Source organism: Tianweitania sediminis (assembly GCF_017813335.1).
Lineage (GTDB): Bacteria > Pseudomonadota > Alphaproteobacteria > Rhizobiales > Rhizobiaceae > Tianweitania > Tianweitania sediminis.
Genome location: NZ_JAGIYY010000012.1, coordinates 1 through 20,365 on the forward strand (window position 1 = coordinate 1; position 20,365 = coordinate 20,365).

Here is a 20,365-nt window from a genome sequence, read left to right on the forward strand (position 1 = left end):
GATGTGATGACTTCGACCCTGCTGAACGGAGCGTCAGAGGCTTTGGACATAGTCTTACTCATAGGCGTATGCCTATGCCTTATCAGCTATGCCGCGTGTCCGGTCAAAATGGGGTGCGCTCCACCGTCCGAGCACGGCGGGTTCTGCAAACCTGATCAAGGTTCTACCTTAGGCGACGAAGTTCGTGCCGTTCAGCTGAGTGGCATTCACGCCCGTCAACGGGATCAGGCTAGCATCGGTGCTGAACGAACCGCTGGTGTCGTAGTCGACCAACACGTAGGCATTGCCACCGTAATTGAACACAGTGAAGCTGTCCGTCGCGCCATCAGGTAGCTGGCAGCCATGGTTACGACACCAAAGAGGTGATCGCACCTGTGATCGCCGTCTGCTGCGCGTCGGTGACCGCGTAACGGTGTTACCACCCGAAACGTACAGGACGACCGATTCTTCGGATACGCTGAAGTCGGGTGACTTCAACCAGGCCATCAACGGCCAGATCGCTATCGGTCGTTGTGTGGTCCAAAGCGATCGAACCAGTCGGGCCCGTGAAAGTCACGGTTGCATCTGCTTCAGCGTTGCGGAAGCCAGCAGCGGTGGAAGTGCCAGCGTCAATCGCGTGCGGGATCAACTGGCTGAACTACGGGCTCGTGGCAGTACGCTGCGGGGAGCTTGAACGAACCGCTGACCCGTACTTGCGACCTCATAAAATAGCCGCCCTGCCTAGCTAGTTCTCGACTTCCGCCAAACGAGTTCGGCGTGTCGGCGTGGGATGTACCACTATGCTTCCAGATTGCACACGACAAGCCGCTGTGAACGCCTGGTCCGCAGCGGCTTGGGACGACGAAGAGATGAACTAGACCGGGAGGAATCCCGTATAGAGTTCAAAATTGGTCGCCGAGATGTCGGCTGCACCAACCCCGACGATGTGAACTGAGGAGTCCAGGGCGCTTCCCGAGGAGTCGCCGTCGATCGCAACCACTGCGTTGGTTCCGCCCATTCCATCGTCATAGAAGGCGACTGCAACGTCAACATCGCCGTCTTCGGCGAGATCGGCTGCCGCCAGAGCATCCGCACGTGAAGCATAGATCGTTAACAGCTCGAAGTAGTCAGCCGCTCCACTCTGTACGTAGGTCTCCGCCCTTATCAGCAAGTCCGGATTCCAATCACTGATTTCGAGATCGAACGTGTTGAGCGGGACGTCATAGGTAGTTGGCTCCGGCTGCGGATCATTCGTTGTCTTCGCGAAATAGCGATCGATAACCGCTTCAGAGGCATCAACTCCCGTTTGTGTGAAGCCTACGTCGTTGATGAGCTCGCGCGCATCATCAACAACAAAAGGCTTCGACGAGTCACCAGCTTTCTCTGTGAAATAAAGAGACACGTCTATCGTGTTCTGCAGCTTCAGTGCATCACCACCTTGCGCAGACAGGATTAGCTCAACCAGCACCTGCGAGGCAGTCTTCCCGCCCTCGATGGCAGGATACCAGTAGGCGTTGTCAGCCGGCGTCGGGGCGCGATCGAAAATGTTGTTGAAGCTCTTGTAGAGGAAGCTGTTGATATCGCCAACATCATCGTTGCGCAGATCGGGATAGATCTCCCGCGCTTCCCTGGTCGTAGAAAAACCTGCTGCGACTTCAAAGATCGACTTGCCTGCATCTAACTGGCGCGACCAGTACTCGAGCCCTTCCGGCTCTGCGGGGCGATCAAAGTAGGCGAGATAAAGTGCTGCAACGACTTCACGGCTGGTTGTGAACATCTTGGTCCCTCAAGAGTTTTAAGGCGCGCTCACCTTCAACAAAGTAGAAGCTTCTGCAAGGTCATTTCAGTGACAAATCGGCTTTTTTTTGCAACCAACGAGGCCAAGTTGCAGCGCTTTGGCAGATACGGTTCCGCTGCCCTCTCTAGCTAGATGCTAGCAGGCAGCTGCGATCATCTTGCCGTATAATGCCTCCAAGTCTCGCGCGAGGCCGCGAGGATTGAAGGGGAAGCCTTCGAAACGAGCTGACTCGATCTTCCGACGTAGGCGGGCAAGGTAGTTGTTATCGCTCGCGAGTTGAACTGCAAGTGCCTCATAAGCCGCCAAGTCGCTGGTGACCAACTCAGGGACGCCCATCGCAGTGAGAAGGCTCGCGGACCCGCGTCCAGCTGGCGTCGGGCCTGCGCATGTTAGAACTGGCAGGCCTGCCCATAGCGCGTCACTGGCGGTTGTGAATGCGCTCACAGGAAGAGTGTCAAGGAAAAGATCGGCGAGAGCACACCGCGCCAAGTGTTCGTTCGTGCTGGCATGTGGCGCGCAGATGATGCGGCTAGCATCAATCCCCCGGGACACGGCCTCCTTGGTGAGGAAGGTCGCTTGCTCTTCCGATCTTACAAGAACCCACAAGACCCCGTGCGGTACGGCCTCTAGTATCCGCATCCAAACAGAAAAGATCTTCGGCGAGATTTTGTAGGCTGCGTTGAAGCAGCAAAACACGAATGCGTCTTCTGAAATACCATAGCGTGCGCGGGTGGCTGAACCATCAGGGATCGGTCGGCGCGTATCGTTAGGTTGGAAACAGTTTGGCAGGTATGCGAACTTTTCTTGCGAGTGGATCTGATACTCAGGGGGAGACACGACCCGATCCGTGATGGCGTAGTCGATGAAGTTCGCTTCCATGGTGCACGGGAAGCCGAGATAATTCACTTGGACCGGTGCGGGCCGCCAGGAGAGGATCTCCGTTCTGGCCCGGCTTGTGTAGCCTTTCAGGTCCACAAGTATATCGATCGCATCCCCATGGATGCGTTCAGCGATTGATCTTGAGGATAAATTCTTGACGTCACGAAAGACATCCAAAGCCGCGGCGATCCTTTTACGCGCATGGCCATCCCTATCGGGGCCATAAGAATACCCATGCACAGTCACGCGCTGGCGATCATGGCTCTCGAACAGTTCACCCACCAGCCGAGATGTCGCATGGTCATGGAAATCGCCCGAAAGGTATCCAAGCTTGATCGGCCCGTTGCGATTGGGCCGGCGGATCGGAAGATGCTCGGAGCGGTGCTTCTCGAATTGATGAGCCCACCTCCTGGAGCACGCACTTTGTTCTGCATTGCCAGCCTCTGTCGAGAGCAGCAGAAACGGTGAGATGAGACTTCCGTACGATGCTTCCTTCCGGATCCGCTCATCGTCGCTATCATAGTTCCGCCAGTCGCAAACCTGACGCTTCAGGAGGACCTTTTTCAGAAAGATCTTAAAATCGTCTGGCTGTGCCGCGAAAGCGTTCTCGACCTGTCGCAGATCGCGCGCAGGACGACCAAGCACGATAGAAACGGACGCGAGGGATTGGTGTGCTGCCGGATTGTCGGGAGCGAGGCGAGCGCTGGCTTGAGCATATTTGAGCGCATCAGCCAGCCGCGAGCTTTTGAGAGCCAGCGTAGCTAGGTTATGGAGGGGCCGGAAATCATCTGGCGCTGCCGCAGCAGCGCGTTGAAAGTACGCTTGCGCAGTTACTTCTCGGCCCTGCGCTACCGCGATTTCCCCGAGCGCAAATAGTGTCTCGAAGTGATGTGGGTGCTTCTGAAGTACTGCGCGAAAACCACGTACCGCCTCATCAAAAAGTCCCCTAGCTTGAGCTGAGCGGGCCCTTCGAAAAGAGGCAGCGGATTGGTTATTTAACGGGCGGTTTGAAGTATCTGAAGTCATCGTGAGTTGAAGTAAATTAGACTTAACTATCAACTTCGGGCTCAGCTGTACCGTTCATCGACGAAGTATTACGTCGCGCTATAGCGGCTTCAATTCAAATCACAATTCATCCAACCTGCTACGCCCACCCGACATCCGTGCTGCAAACAGCCTGTAGGTGTTTTTCTGCAACGGAAAGAGGCAGCTGGCTGTTGGCGGGGATCCGTTTGGCCTCTCAAAAGAGAGTTGGAAGGCGCATCAAGTTTTAGAAGAAGGAATTTCGATAAAAACGCGCCAGCATCAGCGAGCGTAGCCAGGCAGCTAACAACGACAGTCACGTAGCGCCGCCCCTGTCACCCACATACAGGCACAGCCGGCCAAAAAAAACCCGCCATCCGAAGACGGCGGGTCTGTTTCAATCTCTTAAAGAGATCAGAAAGCGAAGTTTGCTGCGTTGAGCTGAGCCGCTGTTACGCCGGTCAATTCGATCAGACCATCGCCAGCGTTGAACGACGAGCTGTCGTTCCCGTCGTAAAGCACATACGCGCTGCCTTCGTAGTTGAATACGACGAAGTCGTTTGCGCCTGTGGCGAAGGTTCCCGCCAGGGTAGCCGCTTCAAACAGCGTGTCCTGATTGGCGATCGTCGTCAGGTCAGTGTTGACGATCGTCGTCCGAATAGCGCCGAAATCAGAGATGTCGAGCGTATCCTCAGTTACACTGAAATCAGTGACGGTCACCAAGCCTGCTTCGAGGGTTGCTGCCGACGCCGTGTTGATGTTCTCGAACTGATCGGTGACCAACACCAGATCAGAACCCGAGCCGAGCGTCACTTCTACGGAGCTGTTTGCCGTTGCACTGTAAAGCTGCAGCTCAACAACGTCATCACCAGCGCCAACATCGATCGTCACAGCCGTACCGCCAGCGCTACCCGGCGTGTAGTCGGTGTCGAAATGCACGTCGTCATTACCAGAACCGGTCGTGATCGAGGTGATGTTGTTGGTGTTTTCAAGATCCGCGAGCTCAATATCACCCGTCGAAGCAGAAGCATCGATCGTAGTGAAATCGTTGTCGCCGAGCAGGCCGTCTACATCAACGATGGCATCGCTGGTGAGCGAAAGCGTCAGAGTCTCGAGAGCGTCGAGATCCGCACCAGCGGTGAAGGTGACCGTGCCGGCGCCGCCTACACCATCGTCATCCACAGTGCCCGAGATCATCACGTTGGTGACGGCTTCGCCGTCAAGAACGAGATCGCTGTCATCACCGACGTTATCGAGCGCGATAGCACCCATTTCGCCGGTGAACTCCACAGCGGCATCAGCTTCAACATTGCGGAAGCCCGCAGTAACGGACGCGCTGACGTTGTTGATGTCCTGAGCGCCACCGATCTGCCAGATCTGGGTTGCACCCTGGAAGAACGTTGCGTCGATGTCGTTGCCGTTGTTCAGCAAAGCCTGCGACTGGTCGAGGTTGATGATTTCAACGCCCGAGATCGAAGCGCCTGCTGGGAGGTTACCAGCGCCACGCACGACGATGTTCGCGGTGTCGACGCCACCGAGGTCATTGATCGTGTCGAACGAGTTGAGAGTCGCGTTCGGACCACCAGCAATAATGTTGTACTGATCAGCGCCGGTCGTGCCAGAGATCTGCTCGCCGGTTTCGGTGGTCAGAGTGATCACGCTGTCCGGAGTGGAGAGCAGAACGTCGATTGCAGCCTGTGCTTCAGCAGCGGTCGGGACGGTCGCGTCGTCGGCGGTAACGCCATCGAGGAACGCACGGCCTGCCGCAGCAGCGTTGTTGCCGTTGTAGGCAGCGAGTTCATCCGGCGTGTCGATTGCAGCCGTGAAGGTGTTTGCAGCTTCAACCTTGTTGGCCAGAACGGCAGCGTCATTGCCCTGTGCACCCTGCGCGATGTTGATCGCGATGGTGTTGATGTTCTGGCGACCGGACTCGAGCTCAGCGAGGAAGTAGGTCAGGCCAGCAGCTTCTGGGTTACGACCGAACAGTTCCTGGTAGATCGAGGTGATGATCTGGACATTGGTCATACCCGAGAAGCGATCCTGGTATTCCGCCGTAGCGGCCAGATCACCAATCGATGTCAGGTCGGCACCATTGTTGGTCTCGTCCATAAAGTATGCGAGGCCGAGCGGGTCGGCCGGACGCCCGAAGAGGGCGATGTAGATGGTTTGAATGGCGTCCATTGGGGTTCCCTTAGGTTGCGCTCTGGCGACGTGCCGCGACCCCAAGGAGGCACGGTCATCATCGCAGTAGACAGCGGCTCTTTAACTCCGCGGTGGTTGAGTCGTCAATGCACAAACAGCAAAAATTTGTTCAGTGAAACATATACCGTGCAGCGCCGGGGCAGAGACGACAAGGCGTCCCTGCTTTACAAAGGTTACCATGTTGCTTATATCGAGATCAACGAGCGGACTGCCCCGGCGCCTAAACGCGCAGGCGAGCAGAAAGTTGCACAGCAACATCCGCATGGAAGGGCATGGCAATGTTTTCGCATCCACAACAAGGGATTGCTCAGGACGACGTGGTGAAACTGCGGCAGGCTGCCGGCGCTTACCTGCGCAGCTTGCGCGAAGCAGCCGGCCTGTCGCAACGCAACCTGGCCAAGGCCGTGGGGATCGAGCACTACACCTTCATCTCGCAGATCGAGTCCGGCCGCGGCCGCGTGCCGCCGGCGCAGATGGCCGACTGGGCCGCAGCACTGGGCGTGTCGTCGCGCGAATTCGCCATCAACCTGATGCGCTATTATGATCCCCTCACCTTCGAGTTGATTTTCACGGAAGAGGTGGTGGGCAAGCTGCTTGCCGGGGGCACCGCGAAGTCGACGGACAACGCGCAAGACCTCGAAGCACGGATCGCCAAGCTCGAAACCCTGCTCGCCGGGCGCTGAAGCGGCGAGCGCGCATTTTCTCGCGGGAAAGTTGCGCAAAACGCTACCCCTGATAGGTGCGGCCGGCTAGACAGTCGGTCGGGAGCGCATCCTCGTGCACCGGCGGTGCGGCTGTCCCTATCTTCGCTTCGCATCCAGGGGTCTGCGCGTTGATCAGGACTGCCGCTTCCAACCCAACGCTCCGGCAGCCGATCCTCCTGTGTCTGTGCCTGCTTCTTCCTTCCGCCGTTTGGGTCGAAAGCGACGCTTACCGCTATGCCGGCGGCGTGCTGCTCATCCTGGCACTGCTTGATTATTGGCGAACCCCTTCGCCGGCGCGCGTAACAATCGGCATGGCAGGCATCGCCTGCTTTGCCTGGGCAGCCTATGTTGCAGCCCGCTTTGCCCTGACGGCAGCCACCGCGCCGCCCGGCTTGAGGCTCGGCTCGGCCGAAGGCATCTACCTGTTTCCTGTCGCCTTCACATTGTTGGGCTACGCCTTTTACCGCTTCCGCGCAGATTTGAGGCGCCTGCCGCTCCTTTTCATGCTCGTCAGCCTCGTCATGCTGGGAGTGTCGATCAACTATCAAGCAGTGCTTGCCGGGGAACGCGCCGGCTTCCTGTTCCACAACAACACCATTCACGCCTCGGTCGCGGGCGGACTGATCGCGGTGATTGCCGTGAGCTTCATTGAACGAGCGCTGCGCGGACTCGGACGTTCGGCACATCGCGGCACACTGCTGCGGCTGGGCTTGGGGCTGCTGGTGCTGGCGTTTTGTTTGCTTGGGATTTTCGGCGCCAAATCGAAGGGGGTTTGGCTGGCACTCGGGCTCACCATGCCGTTGCAGGTGGCTGCGATGCTGATTCACCTGCCGCGTCGCCGCCGTTTGCTGGTCGGTGCGGCAGCCGCAGCGGCCGTGGCGGGGATGCTTGTGGCGGTTGCCGGCAGCCTGACGCTCGAAATGAAGCCCTCGTTGATGAGCGCGCTGGCGCTGCTGGATGCTGTCGCCGTCGATGGAGATTTCCAAAGCGTGCATGAGGCCATCGCGTCCGGCGCGGTTCCTTTCTCGTTCGGCGAGCGGCTCATGTTGTGGATGAACGCGCTGGAAGTGGTGGCCCTGCACCCGGTGTTCGGCGCCGGCATCGGCTGGGAAGAAGGCTGGAACGCATCGCGCTATGCCGGCGCGCCCTACAAGCTCATGCATAACGGCTATGCGGAGATCCTCGTGCGCTACGGGATCAGCGGGCTGGTGTTTTTCCTGGTGCTGTACGGCGCCTTCGCCCTGCATGTGGTCCGAGCCGCGCGGCAGCGCTTGATCCCGGCCGGCGCCGCCAAGACCTGGATGTTCACGCTGCTCTTTTTTGCCCTGACACTCCTCACCAATTCCAACAACCGGCTGGCGATCGGCGAATCCTTCATCCTGATCAGCGCGGGCTTTGCCTTCTGCTGCTTTTATCTACAGCAGCACGCCCGCAACCCGCAGATAAGCTGACGGGTGAACTTGCGGCCAAGCGGAGGCTGGTGGCATAAGCCGCGGCAAGCAGGGGCGGCCGACCCGCCTGTCATAAGAGAGAACTGGAGAACCACCTGTGTCGAAGAAAGCGCTTGTAACGGGGATCACCGGTCAGGATGGCGCTTATCTCGCGCAGTTCCTTCTCGACAAGGGCTACGAAGTGCACGGCCTGGCGCGCCGGTCCTCGAGCTCTGACGTCAATCTCAGCCGTCTGGAATGGCTCGGCATCGAAAAGCGCGTGCGGATCGTCGATGGCAATCTCCTCGACCTTTCGGCGCTGATCCGCACGGTCCAGGACATCCAGCCGGACGAGGTCTACAACCTTGCGGCGCAAAGCTTCGTGCATTCGTCGTGGCAGCAGCCGATCCTCACGGGCCAAGTGACCGGCCTGGGCGTGACCAACGTGCTGGAAGCCGTGCGTATCGCCAAGCCGGATGCCCGCTTCTACCAGGCCTCGTCTTCCGAAATGTACGGTCGTATCCGCGAGCCCATGCAAACCGAATTGACGCCGTTTTATCCGCGCTCGCCTTACGCCGTGGCAAAGCTCTACGGGCATTGGCTGACGGTGAACTACCGCGAAAGCTTCGGCATCCACGCCTCGAGCGGCATCCTGTTCAATCACGAATCGCCCCTGCGGGGCATCGAGTTCGTGACGCGCAAGGTCACGGACGCAGTGGCCCGCATCAAGCTCGGGCTGCAGTCCGAACTGCGCCTCGGCAACATCGACGCGAAGCGGGACTGGGGTCATTCCAAGGATTATGTCCGCGCGATGTGGATGATGCTCCAGCAGGACGTGCCGGATGATTACGTGATCGCCACCGGCCGCACCTCGACCGTGCGCACCATGTGCGAGATCGCCTTCGAGCATGCCGGGCTGGAACTCGACAAGCATCTGGTGATCGACCCGAACCTGTTTCGTCCGGCGGAGGTGGATGTGCTGCTTGGCGACCCGGCAAAGGCAAAGGCGGCGTTTGGCTGGGAAGCCACCATCAGCCTCGAGGAGATGATCCGCGAAATGGTGGATGCCGATCTCCAGCGCCTGAAAAACAAGGCACGCTGAACGCCGGCGGCAGCGAAAGGCAAGCGGCACATGGACACGCATCGCGTTCTGGTCACGGGTCTGCGCGGCTTCGTTGGCTCGACGCTGGCCGGGCGCGCCCGCGCCTCTGAGATGTCCATCGAAGTGTCCGGCCTTCTGGACGGCGACGGCAAGGCGATCGACATCCGTGATCAACCCCGTGTCGCCGACGCCGTTGCCGCCCTTCAGCCAACAGCTGTGATCCACCTGGCGGCCATCGCCTCGCCACGCGATGCGCAAGCCGAGCCGGGTGCCGCCTGGGCGGTGAACGTCATGGGAACCTTCAACCTTGCTCAAGCGGTGCTTCAGCATGCACCAAAGGCCCGCTTCGTGTTTGCCGGCAGTTCCGAAGCCTATGGCGCCTCGTTCCTCCACCAAGAGGAACCACTACGGGAAGACGCGCCCTTTCAGCCGCAGTCGGTTTATGGCGCCACCAAAGCTTCGGCCGACCTGATGCTCGCGCAGATGGTTCGCGAGGGGCTCCGAGCGACCCGGTTCCGCCCCTTCAACCACACCGGCCGCGGCCAAACTGCCGCCTATGTCGCATCCGCTTTCGCGCGGCAGATCGTGCGGATCGAGCGGGGCTGGCAGGAGCCGGTGATGGTGGTCGGTAATCTGGACGCGCGTCGCGACTTCCTGGACGTGCGCGATGTCGCTGATGCCTACCTTCTGGCCGCGATGTGCAGCGACGAGAACTGCGTCGGAGATTTCAACCTTGCCACCGGCGCGCCCGTGGCCATTTCGGAGCTTCTCGACGCGCTCGTCGCCTTGTCCCCTGTCAGCATCGACGTGCGGCAGGACCCTACCTTGATGCGGCCAAGCGAGATCCCCGTGATCAGCGGAAATCCCGACAAAGCCAAGCGCCAGCTCGCTTGGCAGCCGCGCGTTTCATTGAACGAAATGCTGCGCGAGGTGCTTGGCGGCTGGCGCGAACTTGCCGATCAGGATGGGCGTCAGCTGAAAGGCTGAGCCTCAGTTCTTCAGGAACGTGTTCCAGTCTATCTTCAGCGAGCCATCGTCTTCCGGAAGGAAGCTCTTTTCCGGAACGGTCATGCGCTGGGCGTTGGCCTTGTCCTGGGCACCCATGATGCTCCCCAACACCTGGATATTGCCGGCCGAGATCAATTGCGCATAAGCGAGCGCGAGGGCTCCCGCCTTGCGCAAGGTCAGCAACGGCTCAGCTTCCAGAGCGTTCAGCGCGGCTTCATTGACCCTGAACAAGCCGGCCACCGATTGCGCATTCTCGCCACTGCCAAGCTTCAGCGGCCAAGGCTCGATGAGGTTCGCCTCCTGCAGGGCACGCACGCCAACGGCCGTTGCCTGTTCGGCCTGCTGCAGGGTGGTCATGAACTGCATCATTCGCTGCGTTTCGGGTGCAACGCCGCCCGCCTCATCGAAGAACGGGTGACCCTGATCCCCCACAGCACTGTCTTTCACAAGACCGCTTTCTTCATCGACGCACAGAGCCAGCTTGTCGTCGTTTGTCCGCGACAAGCGGAACGGATAGCTACGCAGATAAGCAGGCGTGTACAAGCCGAGCCATCGGCCGTTCGGCCCCACCAGGAGATTGCGGTTTGGTGTCAGGCCGAGCACGGCAACCAGAACATAATTGTCACCCGCCTGCACAAACGCGAGCGGAAGCGCTCGTGCGGCATGCCCCACTTCCGCATTCGTGATCGGAACGAAGTGACGATCGCCCGCGAAGCTGAAGTTCTGCGGAGTCAGCCACTTCTTGGCACTGTGCCGATCTCGGGTGACAGCATGAATGGCAGATGTCATGGAGAATAAACCTTTTCATCAGACGGTTCGGGGCGTCGGAAGTGGGGCGGTGATAAACGCCAGGGGCGGATCCGGCAAGGCTCGCGGCGGTTGCGCCCGCATCACCCATCGTTTAGGCCCCTGCTGACACGTTGCACATCCAGGCTGTAAGCAAACGCATGAAGGTCATCCTTTCGGTTGAACCGATCCGCTATCCCTTGACCGGGATTGGCCGCTACACGCTTGAGCTTGCGCGCAATCTCGCCAACCTCCATGACATCGAGGAACTGCGCTTCTTTGCGGGAACGGATTTCGTTGCCGAACTGCCGAACGGGGCCGAGGCCGCGTCGTCCGCACCCGCAACCCGACTGCAGACCGTCAAGCGAACCCTCGCTCGCCTGCCCTTTCTGCTCGACATCTATCGCCACCGAATTGACCAGGCGCGACGCACCAATCTCGCCGGCCTTAAGGATGCGGTCTACCATGGGCCGAACTTCTACCTGCCGCCGACGGAAGGTCCGTCCGTGGTGACGGTGCATGACCTGTCGATCCTGAAGATGCCGGAGTGCCATCCGCCGGAACGTGTCGCCTACATGAGCAAGGAGATCGATCTCGCGCTAAGCCGCGCAACGATGATCGTGACCGACTCGGAATTCGTGCGGCAGGAAATCGCTGAAACCTTCAGCTGGCCGCTCGACCGTGTTTTCACGACCTGCCTTGCCGGCAGTCCCGAGTTCTTTCCGCGATCCGATGCTGAAATGGCACCCGCGCTCTCGCCGTTCGGGCTGCAACCGGGTCGCTATGCGCTCTACGCTGGCACGATCGAGCCGCGCAAAAACCTGGTGCGGCTGCTCGACGCTTTTGAACAGTTGCCGCAGACGCTGCGTCAGCGTTATCCGCTGGTTCTGGCTGGCTACAAAGGCTGGAACAACACCGCCATCCTGGAAAGGCTACATCGGGCGGAAACGCAGGGCTGGGCGCGCTATCTCGGCTATGTTCCCGATGAAGCGCTTCCTCACCTTTTCGCCGGGGCCCGACTGTTTGCCTTTCCCTCGCTCTACGAAGGCTTCGGATTGCCCGTTCTCGAAGCCATGGCCTCGGGCGTTCCCGTCGTCTGTTCGAACGCGGCGTCCCTGCCGCAAGTCGCCGGAAATGCGGCCCTGATGATCAACGCCGAAGATGCCGCGGGTCTAACAGAAGCTTTGCAGCGCGGTTTGGAAGATGAGGAGTGGCGGCGGGACGCCGTCGCATCTGGCATCCAGCAGGCGGCTGGCTTCAGTTGGAAGCGCTGCGCCGAAGAAACCGCCGATGTTTATCGCCAGGCTTTGAAGGCAGCGGCATGACGCCCGCGACACAGCCTCGGGGCGGGTTCGCACGCAGCTGGGCCTACCGCTACTTCGTTTTGTCCTCCATCGCGACGGATTTCCGGTTGCGCGTGGTGCGAAGCCGACTCGGTCTGGTGTGGCTGATCCTATCGCCGCTCCTGCAGGTCGCGATCTATGCTCTGGTCTTGTCAGCGGTCATGCGGGCGCGCCTGCCCGGCATCGACAATCAGTATGCTTACGCGATCTACCTGCTGGCCGGTTTTCTTGCTTGGTATCCTTTCACTGAGATCGTAACGCGTTGCGTCACGATCTTCATCGACAATGCCAACGCCATGAAAAAGATCGCTTTTCCGCGCGCCGTGCTGCCGTTGGTGACGCTCGGGATAGCCGTCGTGAACAACCTGATCATGCTGGCTGTGGTGCTCGCAGCCTTTCTATTGATGGGCCATGCACCAAGTCTCACCGTGCTTTGGCTGCCGTTGATCCTCGCAGTGAACCTCGGCCTGGCCATGGGCCTCGGCCTGTGTTGTGGCGTTTTGAACGTTTTCATCCGCGACATTGGACAACTCGTTCAAATCGCGCTGCAGTTTGGCTTCTGGCTCACCCCGATCGTTTATGTGATCGACATCATCCCAGCGAGCTACCGCTGGATCATTGCGCTCAATCCGGTTTTCTGGGTCGTCGACAACTACCACCGTGTTCTTGTTTATGATCTTCCACCGAACTGGCAAGCATTGGGAGCCGCCGCGGCGCTGGCCTGCCTGCTGCTCGCCTTGGGGCGCTTCATGCTGAGGCGCTCGCAGGCCGACATGATGGATGCCCTGTGACAGCGCCGCTCCTGGCCCTTCAGGGTGTCGGCAAATCCTTCCGCCGCTACCGTCGCGAAATCCACCGTGTGCTGAGTTGGTTCGGCCTGCCCATGCCGCCCGTCGACGAGCGCTGGGTGCTGCGGGACATCGGCTTCGCCGTTCACCCGGGGGAAGCGGTGGGCATCGTCGGCCGCAACGGTGCCGGCAAGAGTACGCTCTTGAAGATGATCGCCGGGATCATGCGCCAAACGGAAGGAAGCATCATCGTTTCCGGCCGCATCGCTGCCATCCTTGAACTCGGCATGGGGTTCAGCGGCGAACTCACCGGACGGCAGAATGTCTTCCACGCGGCCGGGATGATGGGCTTTAGCCACGCCGAGATCGAAGCGGCGCTGGATGACATTGCCGGCTTCGCTGAAATCGGCGCCTTTTTCGACCAGCCCATACGCGTTTATTCCAGCGGCATGCAGATGCGCCTGGCCTTTGCTGTCGCGACGGCGTTCCGGCCCGACATCCTGATCGTCGATGAAGCCTTGGCGGTGGGCGACGCTTATTTCCAGCACAAGAGCATGGAGCGGATCCGAGCTTTCCAAGCGCAGGGCACAAGCCTGATCCTCGTGTCGCACGACAAGGTCGCGCTCCAGAGCCTTTGCACACGGGCAATTCTGCTCGACGGCGGCACCTTGCTCCGCGACGGTGATCCGCAAAGCGTCCTCGATTACTACAACGCGCTCCTTGCCAAGAAGGAAGGCGAGGAAATCGAGGTGGAAACGCTGGCTGACGGACGCGTCCGCACCATCTCCGGCACGCGCGAAGCGGTGATCGAGAGCGCAAGCCTCCTCGGTCCAGATGGCGGGCCTGCCGATACCGTGGGAGTCGGGGCAACCGTGACTCTTCTTGTTCGGGCCCGCGTGGTAAGGGAGATTCCGTCGCTTGTTCTCGGCTATGCGATCAAGGATCGCCTGGGCCAAACATTCTTCGGGATCAACACGGCCTTCAGCAAGCAGGGGATCGTAGCGCCACCAGTCGGCGCGACATACACGTTCCGCATCGCGTTTCCCATGATGCTGGGACCTGGCACCTATTCGATCGCGCTTGCCTTGTCTGGGGGCGAAAGCCATCTCGACAGCAACTATGAGTGGCGCGACCTGGCACTGATGTTCGATGTGGTCAACCTCGACAAGGCGCCTTTCGACGGCAAGATGTACATGCCGCCGGCCATCACCATCGAGCGCTAGTTTTTTCCAGCCGGTTCGACGTAGCGACCGCGCAACGAAAGAAATGGCTGCTCAATAACCGTGAACGACAGCCAGGCGAAAGCCAGCGTTGCGGCGAGCACCAGCACGAAGTTCAGGACAAGCGCTGCGGGCCCCACACCGCCGATCGATCCAAACAGTTGCAGCGCGATGAAGATGATCAGCGCGTGCCACATATAGATGGAAAAGCTCCATGTGCCGCCTTGCGCCAGAAAGCGATCGGCACGCGCCCCGAAAGACATGCGTCCGCCAGTGAAGCCGACGATCACCAAAGCCCAGCAGAGTGCCTCGATTGTACCCCATAGAATCCAGAACGGCTGCTTCTGTTCGGGAAGGAAGTAGCTGGCATGACGGGCCTGAAGGCCAACCGCGACAACGGTGAGAACAACACCGACGAGACAGATCAGCCGGCCTCGAAGTTCGAGCCATGCGGAACGCAGCACGAAAAGCAGACCGGCAAGCATGCCGATCAGGAACTGATCGAACCGACCCACCAGCGTGGAATAAAGCATCAGCTTGCTGTTCTCGCTGGCGAAATAAGCGCCGAGCTTCACAACAAGCATCAACGCCAGAAGCTTCAACAGATACGCAGCGCCCAGCCGACGCGTGAACTCCGCAAGGAACGGGAACACGAGGTAGAAGGTGAACTCCACCGAAATGCTCCAGGCCGGCCCCGTGACGAAGTGCCAGGAAGTCGGCGGATCGCCAATGTTCGTCACGAAGACGTAAAGCAGGTCGGTCGCCACGAACCGATCGCGGTGGATCGCGATGGCCAATAGGAAAACCGCCAGAAAGAGCGGTGCGATGCGCAGCAGGCGATTGCGCAGGAAGGATCGATACGCGATCCCCTCGCCTTGCGTGGCGATTACCATGAAGATGAAGCCGGACAACACGAAGAACAGGCTGACGCCGGTATGGCCTTCCGAAACAATCCCGAACCAGGGATATTGCGGCAGCGGCGCCCAGCCGCCTTTGTAGCTGTGGAAGAAGTGGAATGCGAAGACCAGCAGCGCAGCCAGAAAGCGAAGCTGGTCGACCTGCGGGATGTAGCGAAGATTCTGTGACTTCACTGCAGGCTCCGGGCGTCACACGCTGCGATGGACAGGCGCATCGTTTCTGGCGATGGCGCGGAGGAAATTCTGCGCGATAGTTTCCCAGGAATAGCGATCTTCGACAACGGCACGCGCGCCCAGCACAAGCGCCTCCACCTCGCCGTCCGAAAGCGACAGGAAGCGACGGAGCGCTTCGGCAAGCGATCCGTCGAAGCCGAGAAAATGGCGGTCTGGCTGCACAAGCAAACCGCGGGCGCCAAACAGGCTGGACACCACGGGAATGCCCGCCGCGAAATAGTCCAGCATCTTAAGGTTGGTGCCCGAGCCGGAGCGCATGGGATTGAGCGCCACATGCGCGGCGGCGAGAAGGTCGTCTCGCACGAGGCTCGAAACCGGCCCCAGCAGGTCGACATTCGGTGGCAGCGCTCGCCCTGAGAAGGGACCGCACACGCTGCCGATCACGATGAAACGGACCGCTTGCATCTGTTCGGCGGTGCCCAGGATTTCTTCCACGGCTTCGATGTTGGGCTGGTGCCAGCTGCCCATGAAGAGCGCGATCGGCTGACCAAGCGAACTCGCGGCCTGCAGCTGCCGACGCTTTCCCGGTGCGGTGTATCGAATATCTTCGAGCGCGACCCCGTTGGGCACCTCGTGCGTTACCGCCAAGGTCGGACCATAGAGGGATCGCAGTCGGTCAAGGTCGCGCTGGGCGCAGGCGAAAACATGCGAAGCCACCTGCCAGGCGCGCTTCTCCACGTCTTCGACCGCCTGAAGCAGGGCACCCGCCCCCGCATACGGCGCCAGCACCCCGCTTTTCACATCAATTTCGACATCCTGCGCCTCATACCACAGAGGCTTCGCGCCGAGAGCGCTGCGGAGCGGCTCAAGGAGGTAGGGATGGCAGGCTATTCCCGCTTCAGACGTGGCGCAGGCGTTTGCCAGCGCTTCCCCGTATTCGGGCGTGAACTCCACCGCCAGCGCGGCCGCGACGTCGCCGACCGGCTGGCGTCCGACCTGTTCGGCAATTTTCTGTTCGTAGCGCAGGTGGCGCGGTGATTTGGCGATGCGGATCTCCACCAGCCCTGGCGCGATCTCACGAGGGGCAGCCGCCGTGTCGTCGAGCGACACGATGTCGATGTCATAGTGATGCGCCATATGGCGGTAAAGATGGAAAACCCGTGATTGTCCGCCGCCCATGGGCGGATCGATCGGAAAGGTCGTGGCGACCGTGAGCTTCGGCTTGTGTTCGGCATCGACCCGAGCCGCCTTTGTCGGCCGCTCCATCAGGCCATCGAAAACAGCACTCCACGTGACACTCGCCACCCGCTCGCGCGCTCTCTCGCCCAACTGCCGCGCCCGATCCGGCTCTTGCGCGAGTTCGTTCAGGCAATCGCCCAAGGCTTTTGCATTGGGCGCAGCCACCAGGCCGGTTTCGCCGTGCCGGACGAACTCCGTTGGCCCACCTGAGTCGGAAACCGTCACCACGGGCTTGCCGCTTCGCATGGCTTCCACCGTGATCAGGCCGTAGTCCTCATCCTGGGGCGTGAAAGGCACCGCAAGAGCGCCCGCATAAAGCGCTGGCATCTCCGCATCGGCCACAAAGCCGAGAAAGCGCACCCGCCCATCGCCCTTGGCCAGATTCTTCAGCCGGGCCTCATCAGGACCTGCACCCGCAATGAGAAGCGGGATGTCAGCCTGCACGAACTGCATGGCCTCGATAATGAGGTCCAGCCGCTTCGGTCCGTCGAGCCGGCTCGAGGTGAAGAAATACTTGCCCTCCCCGCAGCGATAATCGTTTCGATGCGGTGGCGGATGCAAAACGCCGACCTTGGCGCCGGGTGGGAAATAGTCGCGGCGATTGGCCACCATTTCGGAAATGGCTGCGTGACGTTGGATCCGTGCCTGGGAAAGTGCGATCCCGTCGAGAAAATGCACTATGGCGCGGGCAAGTGGTCCTGGAAAAGCGAACACGTCGTCCGCCAGATCGGTCTCGCGCAGCGCCTTGTAGCGCGCAAAGAACTCCGGCAGCACCTGGTCGTGGGCGCCGTGGTCACCGGCCATGTCCGCCATCCATGTTGCCAGCCCCGCTGCACGCGGTGAAGCGATCTCGTGCAGACCGGCATAGGTGTCGTACAAGCCCCGCAGCCGGTGCAGCATGTAACAGACATGGTTCGGATGCCGTACCATCCAGGCCGGGTACTTGCCCGAGATCACACAATCGTAGCGGCTGAGGTCGAGTTCGGAAAAGGCCTGGTAGGACACCACCAACCCGTCGAGCGTGTTTTCGGGGACGACCAACGAGACGATGTCGCAGCTGTGAGCTGTTTCCTGCTCGATATGGTTCTGCAGCCCCCACCACAGGTTTTCAGCACCACCCAACGCGAAAGGGATGGGATGGCCTGTGACGATCGCGATCTTCATGCCGCTTGCGCTGGACTAGTGGCGCCGCCAAGCGCACCGGCGAGAAGCGCATCAACCACCGGCTGCCAGCCGATCGCCATCTCGTCGTAGCGGACGCGCCCCGCCTGCCCCATTGCAGCAGCTTGCGCCGGATTGTCCATCAATCGCAGAAGCGCCTCCGCGATCGCTTCCCCGTTGGGCGCGCAAACGAGCCCTGTTTCGCCATGCACCACAAACTCCAGCGGACCACCGGAATCGGTGCAGGTGATCACGGGCTTGGACGACAACATGGCTTCCAGCGTGACATAGCCATAATCCTCGTCGAGCGGCCCGAAAAACACGGCCGTGGCGTTCGAATAAAGCGCGATCATTTCGGCGCGTGAGATCTCTCCGAGGAAGCGGACCCGGTCGGTGATGCCAAGGTCTCGCGCCATGTCTTCAAGAAAGGAGCGACGCCCACCCGTGCCGCCGAAGATTACCTGAAGCGGGCGCGAGCAGGCGGCAACAGCCTGCAACAGGAGATCCTGCCGCTTCAGGATTTCTAGCCGGCTGGGCGCGAAGATGTAAGGCATGGCTTCGGCACAATGGAAGGCAGCTTCATCGGAAGGTGGATGATAAAGCGCGCGCGACGGGATCTTGTTGTGCTGCATCAAGCGCTGCGACACCCGTTCGGCGATGGTGAACACCGCGCGTGCGCCGCCAATGCTCTTTTTATCGGCGGCGATGATCTCGGCCCGCAGCTTATCGGTTTCCCTATGCCCCTGCGTCCAGCCATAGGGGGTGTTGTAAAGATCGTAGGCCGGCCGGTGCTGGTGCAGAAGCCACAGCGCCCTGTTGGGATGCTCGATCAGATAGGCCGGGAACTTCAGGCAGATCATGGCGTCGATCTGCCCGCCCCCGTAGCGGGTGAAATCCAGAGACTGGGCTTGCGCCATTGCCTCATGCGCGGCAGCCGGCGGATCGAAGCGGAACGGGATGCGAATGCTGTGCAACACGTGTCCGGCACGGCGAAAGGCGTCTTCCAGCCCCGCCGCCAGAAATTCCGCCCCACCGTAGATTCCCGGCGTGTAAACGGTGGCAACGCCGACGCGCATCAGGCTGCCAATCCTTGCCAGCTTTTACGGGCATAGACGGCGTAATCTCCGGGCTGCCGGAACCAGTCGTTGATTTCGGCCGGCGTAAAGCCGCTTTCCGGTTGGTCGAGTCGGCAATCCTCGTCGCGCCGGATGATCCGGACCTGCGTGAACCCGCGCGCTTCCGCGATGAAGCGCAGGAGGTCGGGCGGCAGCGGCTTGTTGTGCGTCGGGTCGTAATTGAAAGTGCAGGCGCCGACCACGAGGTTTTCGGGGTTGGGCGTTTCAAACAACACGAAGCCATCTTCGCCCAAGGCGGCGAACGCAGCATCGAACAGCGCCACCAGGTCGCGGAATGCAAGATGCTCGACAATGTGGAAGCCGGTCACGGCAGCAAGGCTTTCAGCGGGCGCCGCGCGCAGATGCGCGATGGCATCACCTTCCTCTACGGCCAAACCTTGGGCAGATGCTTCCGCAACCATTGCGCCATTCAGGTCGATGCCGCGCGCTGCAATGTTGGCGTCTCGCAGGAGGCTCAGCCACTCGCCGCGTCCGCAGCCAATGTCGAGTACGACGCCACCGCGGAGTACGGGCGGGGACAAGCGGAACATGTCGAGGTAGCGCCTCTGCCTTCCAGCAATCAGGTCCGTTGACCCGCGGAACCGGTTTTCGAAGGCGACATACAGGCTGTCGAGCGCCGCATCCTCAATCGGAGCGATGGACCTGGCCCCGGCTGCATCATCGACAGGCAGGGTTAGGCGCGCTTGATCGATCAGCCTTGCAAGGTTGCTGCTTTGCTCGGTTAACTGTCGGCGCGAAGCTGCAAGTTCCGAAAGTGCGGCGTCGCGGCCATCGATCGCTTCGCGGGCGAGTGCGGCGGCCTGGTCCGCCCGGTGTTGGGCTTCGATGTTCTGCTGCTCGAGCTTCTGCAGGCTGCGCCGAATGCTCGTGAGGGATGCATTGAGGGCCGTCACCGTTTCGCGCCGCCGCCGGTCAGCCGCTGCAACGCGCCTTTGCAGGCGTCGCAGATTCTGGGGCAAGGACAGGTAGCGGCGCAGGCGACTGACAACGCCGCCAACCACCGGCACACCTCGCAGGCGGTCGAGGCCGAACCGGCTTTCGAGGCTCGTGATCTCGACGCCGCGCGCTTGTCCTTCAGGCGATGCGCGCAAGGAGCGCAGGATTTCCCTCGGAGTTGTATGGCCCTCCCGCAAAAGAGGAAGATAATGGGCCAGTCCGGATTCATCGATATCGCGCCCAAGCACGGAACGGTAAGCCGTGCGCAGGAATGCCAGTTCGTCCAGCCCCTCGAACTCTCCAGCATCGAAGCTGCGGCGGTCGCTGGCAAAGCCCTCGTCGCTTTCGTCGAGCATCTCAACGCGCACGACGCTCAGCGTCCGGCGATCTTCGGCCATTGCAGGCTGTGGCTTGTGCGAGGCACCCACCTCTGCGCGGATGGCGGCGAGGATCGCGTCGATATCCCGCTGGTCGTCGAGGTGAGCTTCGCTCATGCGTTGGCCACTTTATGCTGTGTGCGAGATTTGTCGGCTGTTTAAC

The 20,365-nt window shown here is 60.5% G+C and carries 16 protein-coding genes; 7 read left to right on the forward strand and 9 right to left on the reverse strand.

Annotated elements, in window-relative coordinates; translation table 11 throughout:
* Positions 1 to 168: 168 nt before the first annotated feature.
* From J5Y06_RS21280 to J5Y06_RS21295, 4 genes are all read right to left on the reverse strand, one after another.
* Positions 169 to 372 (reverse strand): hypothetical protein, encoded by a 204-nt coding sequence (locus tag J5Y06_RS21280; RefSeq protein ID WP_209337223.1) that lies wholly within the window; start codon positions 370 to 372, stop codon positions 169 to 171.
* 481 nt (positions 373 to 853) lie between these two features.
* Complete coding sequence (locus J5Y06_RS21285) at positions 854 to 1,756, reverse strand: DUF4214 domain-containing protein (RefSeq protein WP_209337224.1); 903 nt, start codon at positions 1,754 to 1,756, stop codon at positions 854 to 856.
* A 156-nt stretch (positions 1,757 to 1,912) separates the two neighbouring features.
* Positions 1,913 to 3,682, reverse strand: a complete 1,770-nt coding sequence (locus tag J5Y06_RS21290) for an O-linked N-acetylglucosamine transferase, SPINDLY family protein (protein WP_209337225.1) — start codon at positions 3,680 to 3,682, stop codon at positions 1,913 to 1,915.
* Between the two features lie 411 nt (positions 3,683 to 4,093).
* Positions 4,094 to 5,860 carry a DUF4214 domain-containing protein gene (locus J5Y06_RS21295; RefSeq protein ID WP_209337226.1) on the reverse strand — a complete coding sequence of 589 codons (1,767 nt, stop codon included), beginning with the start codon at positions 5,858 to 5,860 and terminating at the stop codon, positions 4,094 to 4,096.
* A gap of 293 nt (positions 5,861 to 6,153) precedes the next feature.
* On the opposite strand from J5Y06_RS21295, the gene J5Y06_RS21300 reads away from it, so the two are divergent.
* The 4 genes from J5Y06_RS21300 to J5Y06_RS21315 all read left to right on the forward strand — a co-directional run bounded on the left by J5Y06_RS21300 (position 6,154) and on the right by J5Y06_RS21315 (position 10,104).
* Complete coding sequence (locus J5Y06_RS21300; protein WP_342453474.1) at positions 6,154 to 6,564, forward strand: helix-turn-helix domain-containing protein; 411 nt, start codon at positions 6,154 to 6,156, stop codon at positions 6,562 to 6,564.
* A 149-nt stretch (positions 6,565 to 6,713) separates the two neighbouring features.
* Complete coding sequence (locus J5Y06_RS21305) at positions 6,714 to 8,036, forward strand: O-antigen ligase family protein (protein ID WP_209337227.1); 1,323 nt, start codon at positions 6,714 to 6,716, stop codon at positions 8,034 to 8,036.
* Between the two features lie 97 nt (positions 8,037 to 8,133).
* On the forward strand, positions 8,134 to 9,117 hold the full coding sequence (gene gmd / locus J5Y06_RS21310) for a GDP-mannose 4,6-dehydratase (protein WP_209337228.1): 984 nt from the start codon (positions 8,134 to 8,136) through the stop codon (positions 9,115 to 9,117).
* A 30-nt stretch (positions 9,118 to 9,147) separates the two neighbouring features.
* Positions 9,148 to 10,104 (forward strand): GDP-mannose 4,6-dehydratase, encoded by a 957-nt coding sequence (locus J5Y06_RS21315; RefSeq protein ID WP_209337229.1) that lies wholly within the window; start codon positions 9,148 to 9,150, stop codon positions 10,102 to 10,104.
* 3 nt (positions 10,105 to 10,107) lie between these two features.
* Here the strand turns inward: J5Y06_RS21315 and J5Y06_RS21320 are convergent, their stop codons facing one another.
* Complete coding sequence (locus tag J5Y06_RS21320; protein ID WP_209337230.1) at positions 10,108 to 10,914, reverse strand: SapC family protein; 807 nt, start codon at positions 10,912 to 10,914, stop codon at positions 10,108 to 10,110.
* Positions 10,915 to 11,072: 158 nt separating this feature from the next.
* On the opposite strand from J5Y06_RS21320, the gene J5Y06_RS21325 reads away from it, so the two are divergent.
* Genes J5Y06_RS21325 through J5Y06_RS21335 form a run of 3 tightly spaced genes read left to right on the forward strand, consistent with a single transcriptional unit; the run spans position 11,073 to position 14,265 of the window.
* Positions 11,073 to 12,236 carry a glycosyltransferase family 4 protein gene (locus J5Y06_RS21325; RefSeq protein WP_209337231.1) on the forward strand — a complete coding sequence of 388 codons (1,164 nt, stop codon included), beginning with the start codon at positions 11,073 to 11,075 and terminating at the stop codon, positions 12,234 to 12,236.
* Positions 12,233 to 13,045: an ABC transporter permease gene (locus J5Y06_RS21330; RefSeq protein WP_209337232.1), complete on the forward strand. Its 813-nt coding sequence runs from the start codon at positions 12,233 to 12,235 to the stop codon at positions 13,043 to 13,045. The genes J5Y06_RS21325 and J5Y06_RS21330 overlap by 4 nt, the downstream gene beginning before the upstream one ends.
* Entirely contained in the window at positions 13,042 to 14,265 is a 1,224-nt protein-coding gene (locus J5Y06_RS21335; protein ID WP_342453475.1) for an ABC transporter ATP-binding protein, read from the forward strand. Before J5Y06_RS21330 ends, J5Y06_RS21335 begins: the two co-directional genes overlap by 4 nt.
* On the opposite strand, the gene J5Y06_RS21340 is transcribed toward J5Y06_RS21335, so the two are convergent.
* From J5Y06_RS21340 to J5Y06_RS21355, 4 genes are read right to left on the reverse strand one after another with little or no spacing between them, the layout of a single operon-like run.
* The gene (locus tag J5Y06_RS21340; RefSeq protein ID WP_209337233.1) at positions 14,262 to 15,353 is read right to left on the reverse strand and encodes an acyltransferase family protein; all 1,092 of its coding nucleotides are present in this window, start codon (positions 15,351 to 15,353) and stop codon (positions 14,262 to 14,264) included. The two genes, J5Y06_RS21335 and J5Y06_RS21340, sit on opposite strands and share 4 nt — an antisense overlap.
* 15 nt (positions 15,354 to 15,368) lie before the next feature.
* Entirely contained in the window at positions 15,369 to 17,756 is a 2,388-nt protein-coding gene (locus tag J5Y06_RS21345; RefSeq protein WP_209337234.1) for a glycosyltransferase family 4 protein, read from the reverse strand.
* Positions 17,753 to 18,829, reverse strand: a complete 1,077-nt coding sequence (locus J5Y06_RS21350) for a glycosyltransferase family 4 protein (RefSeq protein WP_209337235.1) — start codon at positions 18,827 to 18,829, stop codon at positions 17,753 to 17,755. The genes J5Y06_RS21345 and J5Y06_RS21350 overlap by 4 nt, the downstream gene beginning before the upstream one ends.
* Positions 18,829 to 20,319 carry a methyltransferase domain-containing protein gene (locus J5Y06_RS21355; RefSeq protein WP_209337236.1) on the reverse strand — a complete coding sequence of 497 codons (1,491 nt, stop codon included), beginning with the start codon at positions 20,317 to 20,319 and terminating at the stop codon, positions 18,829 to 18,831. Before J5Y06_RS21355 ends, J5Y06_RS21350 begins: the two co-directional genes overlap by 1 nt.
* Between the last annotated feature and the right edge of the window lie 46 nt (positions 20,320 to 20,365).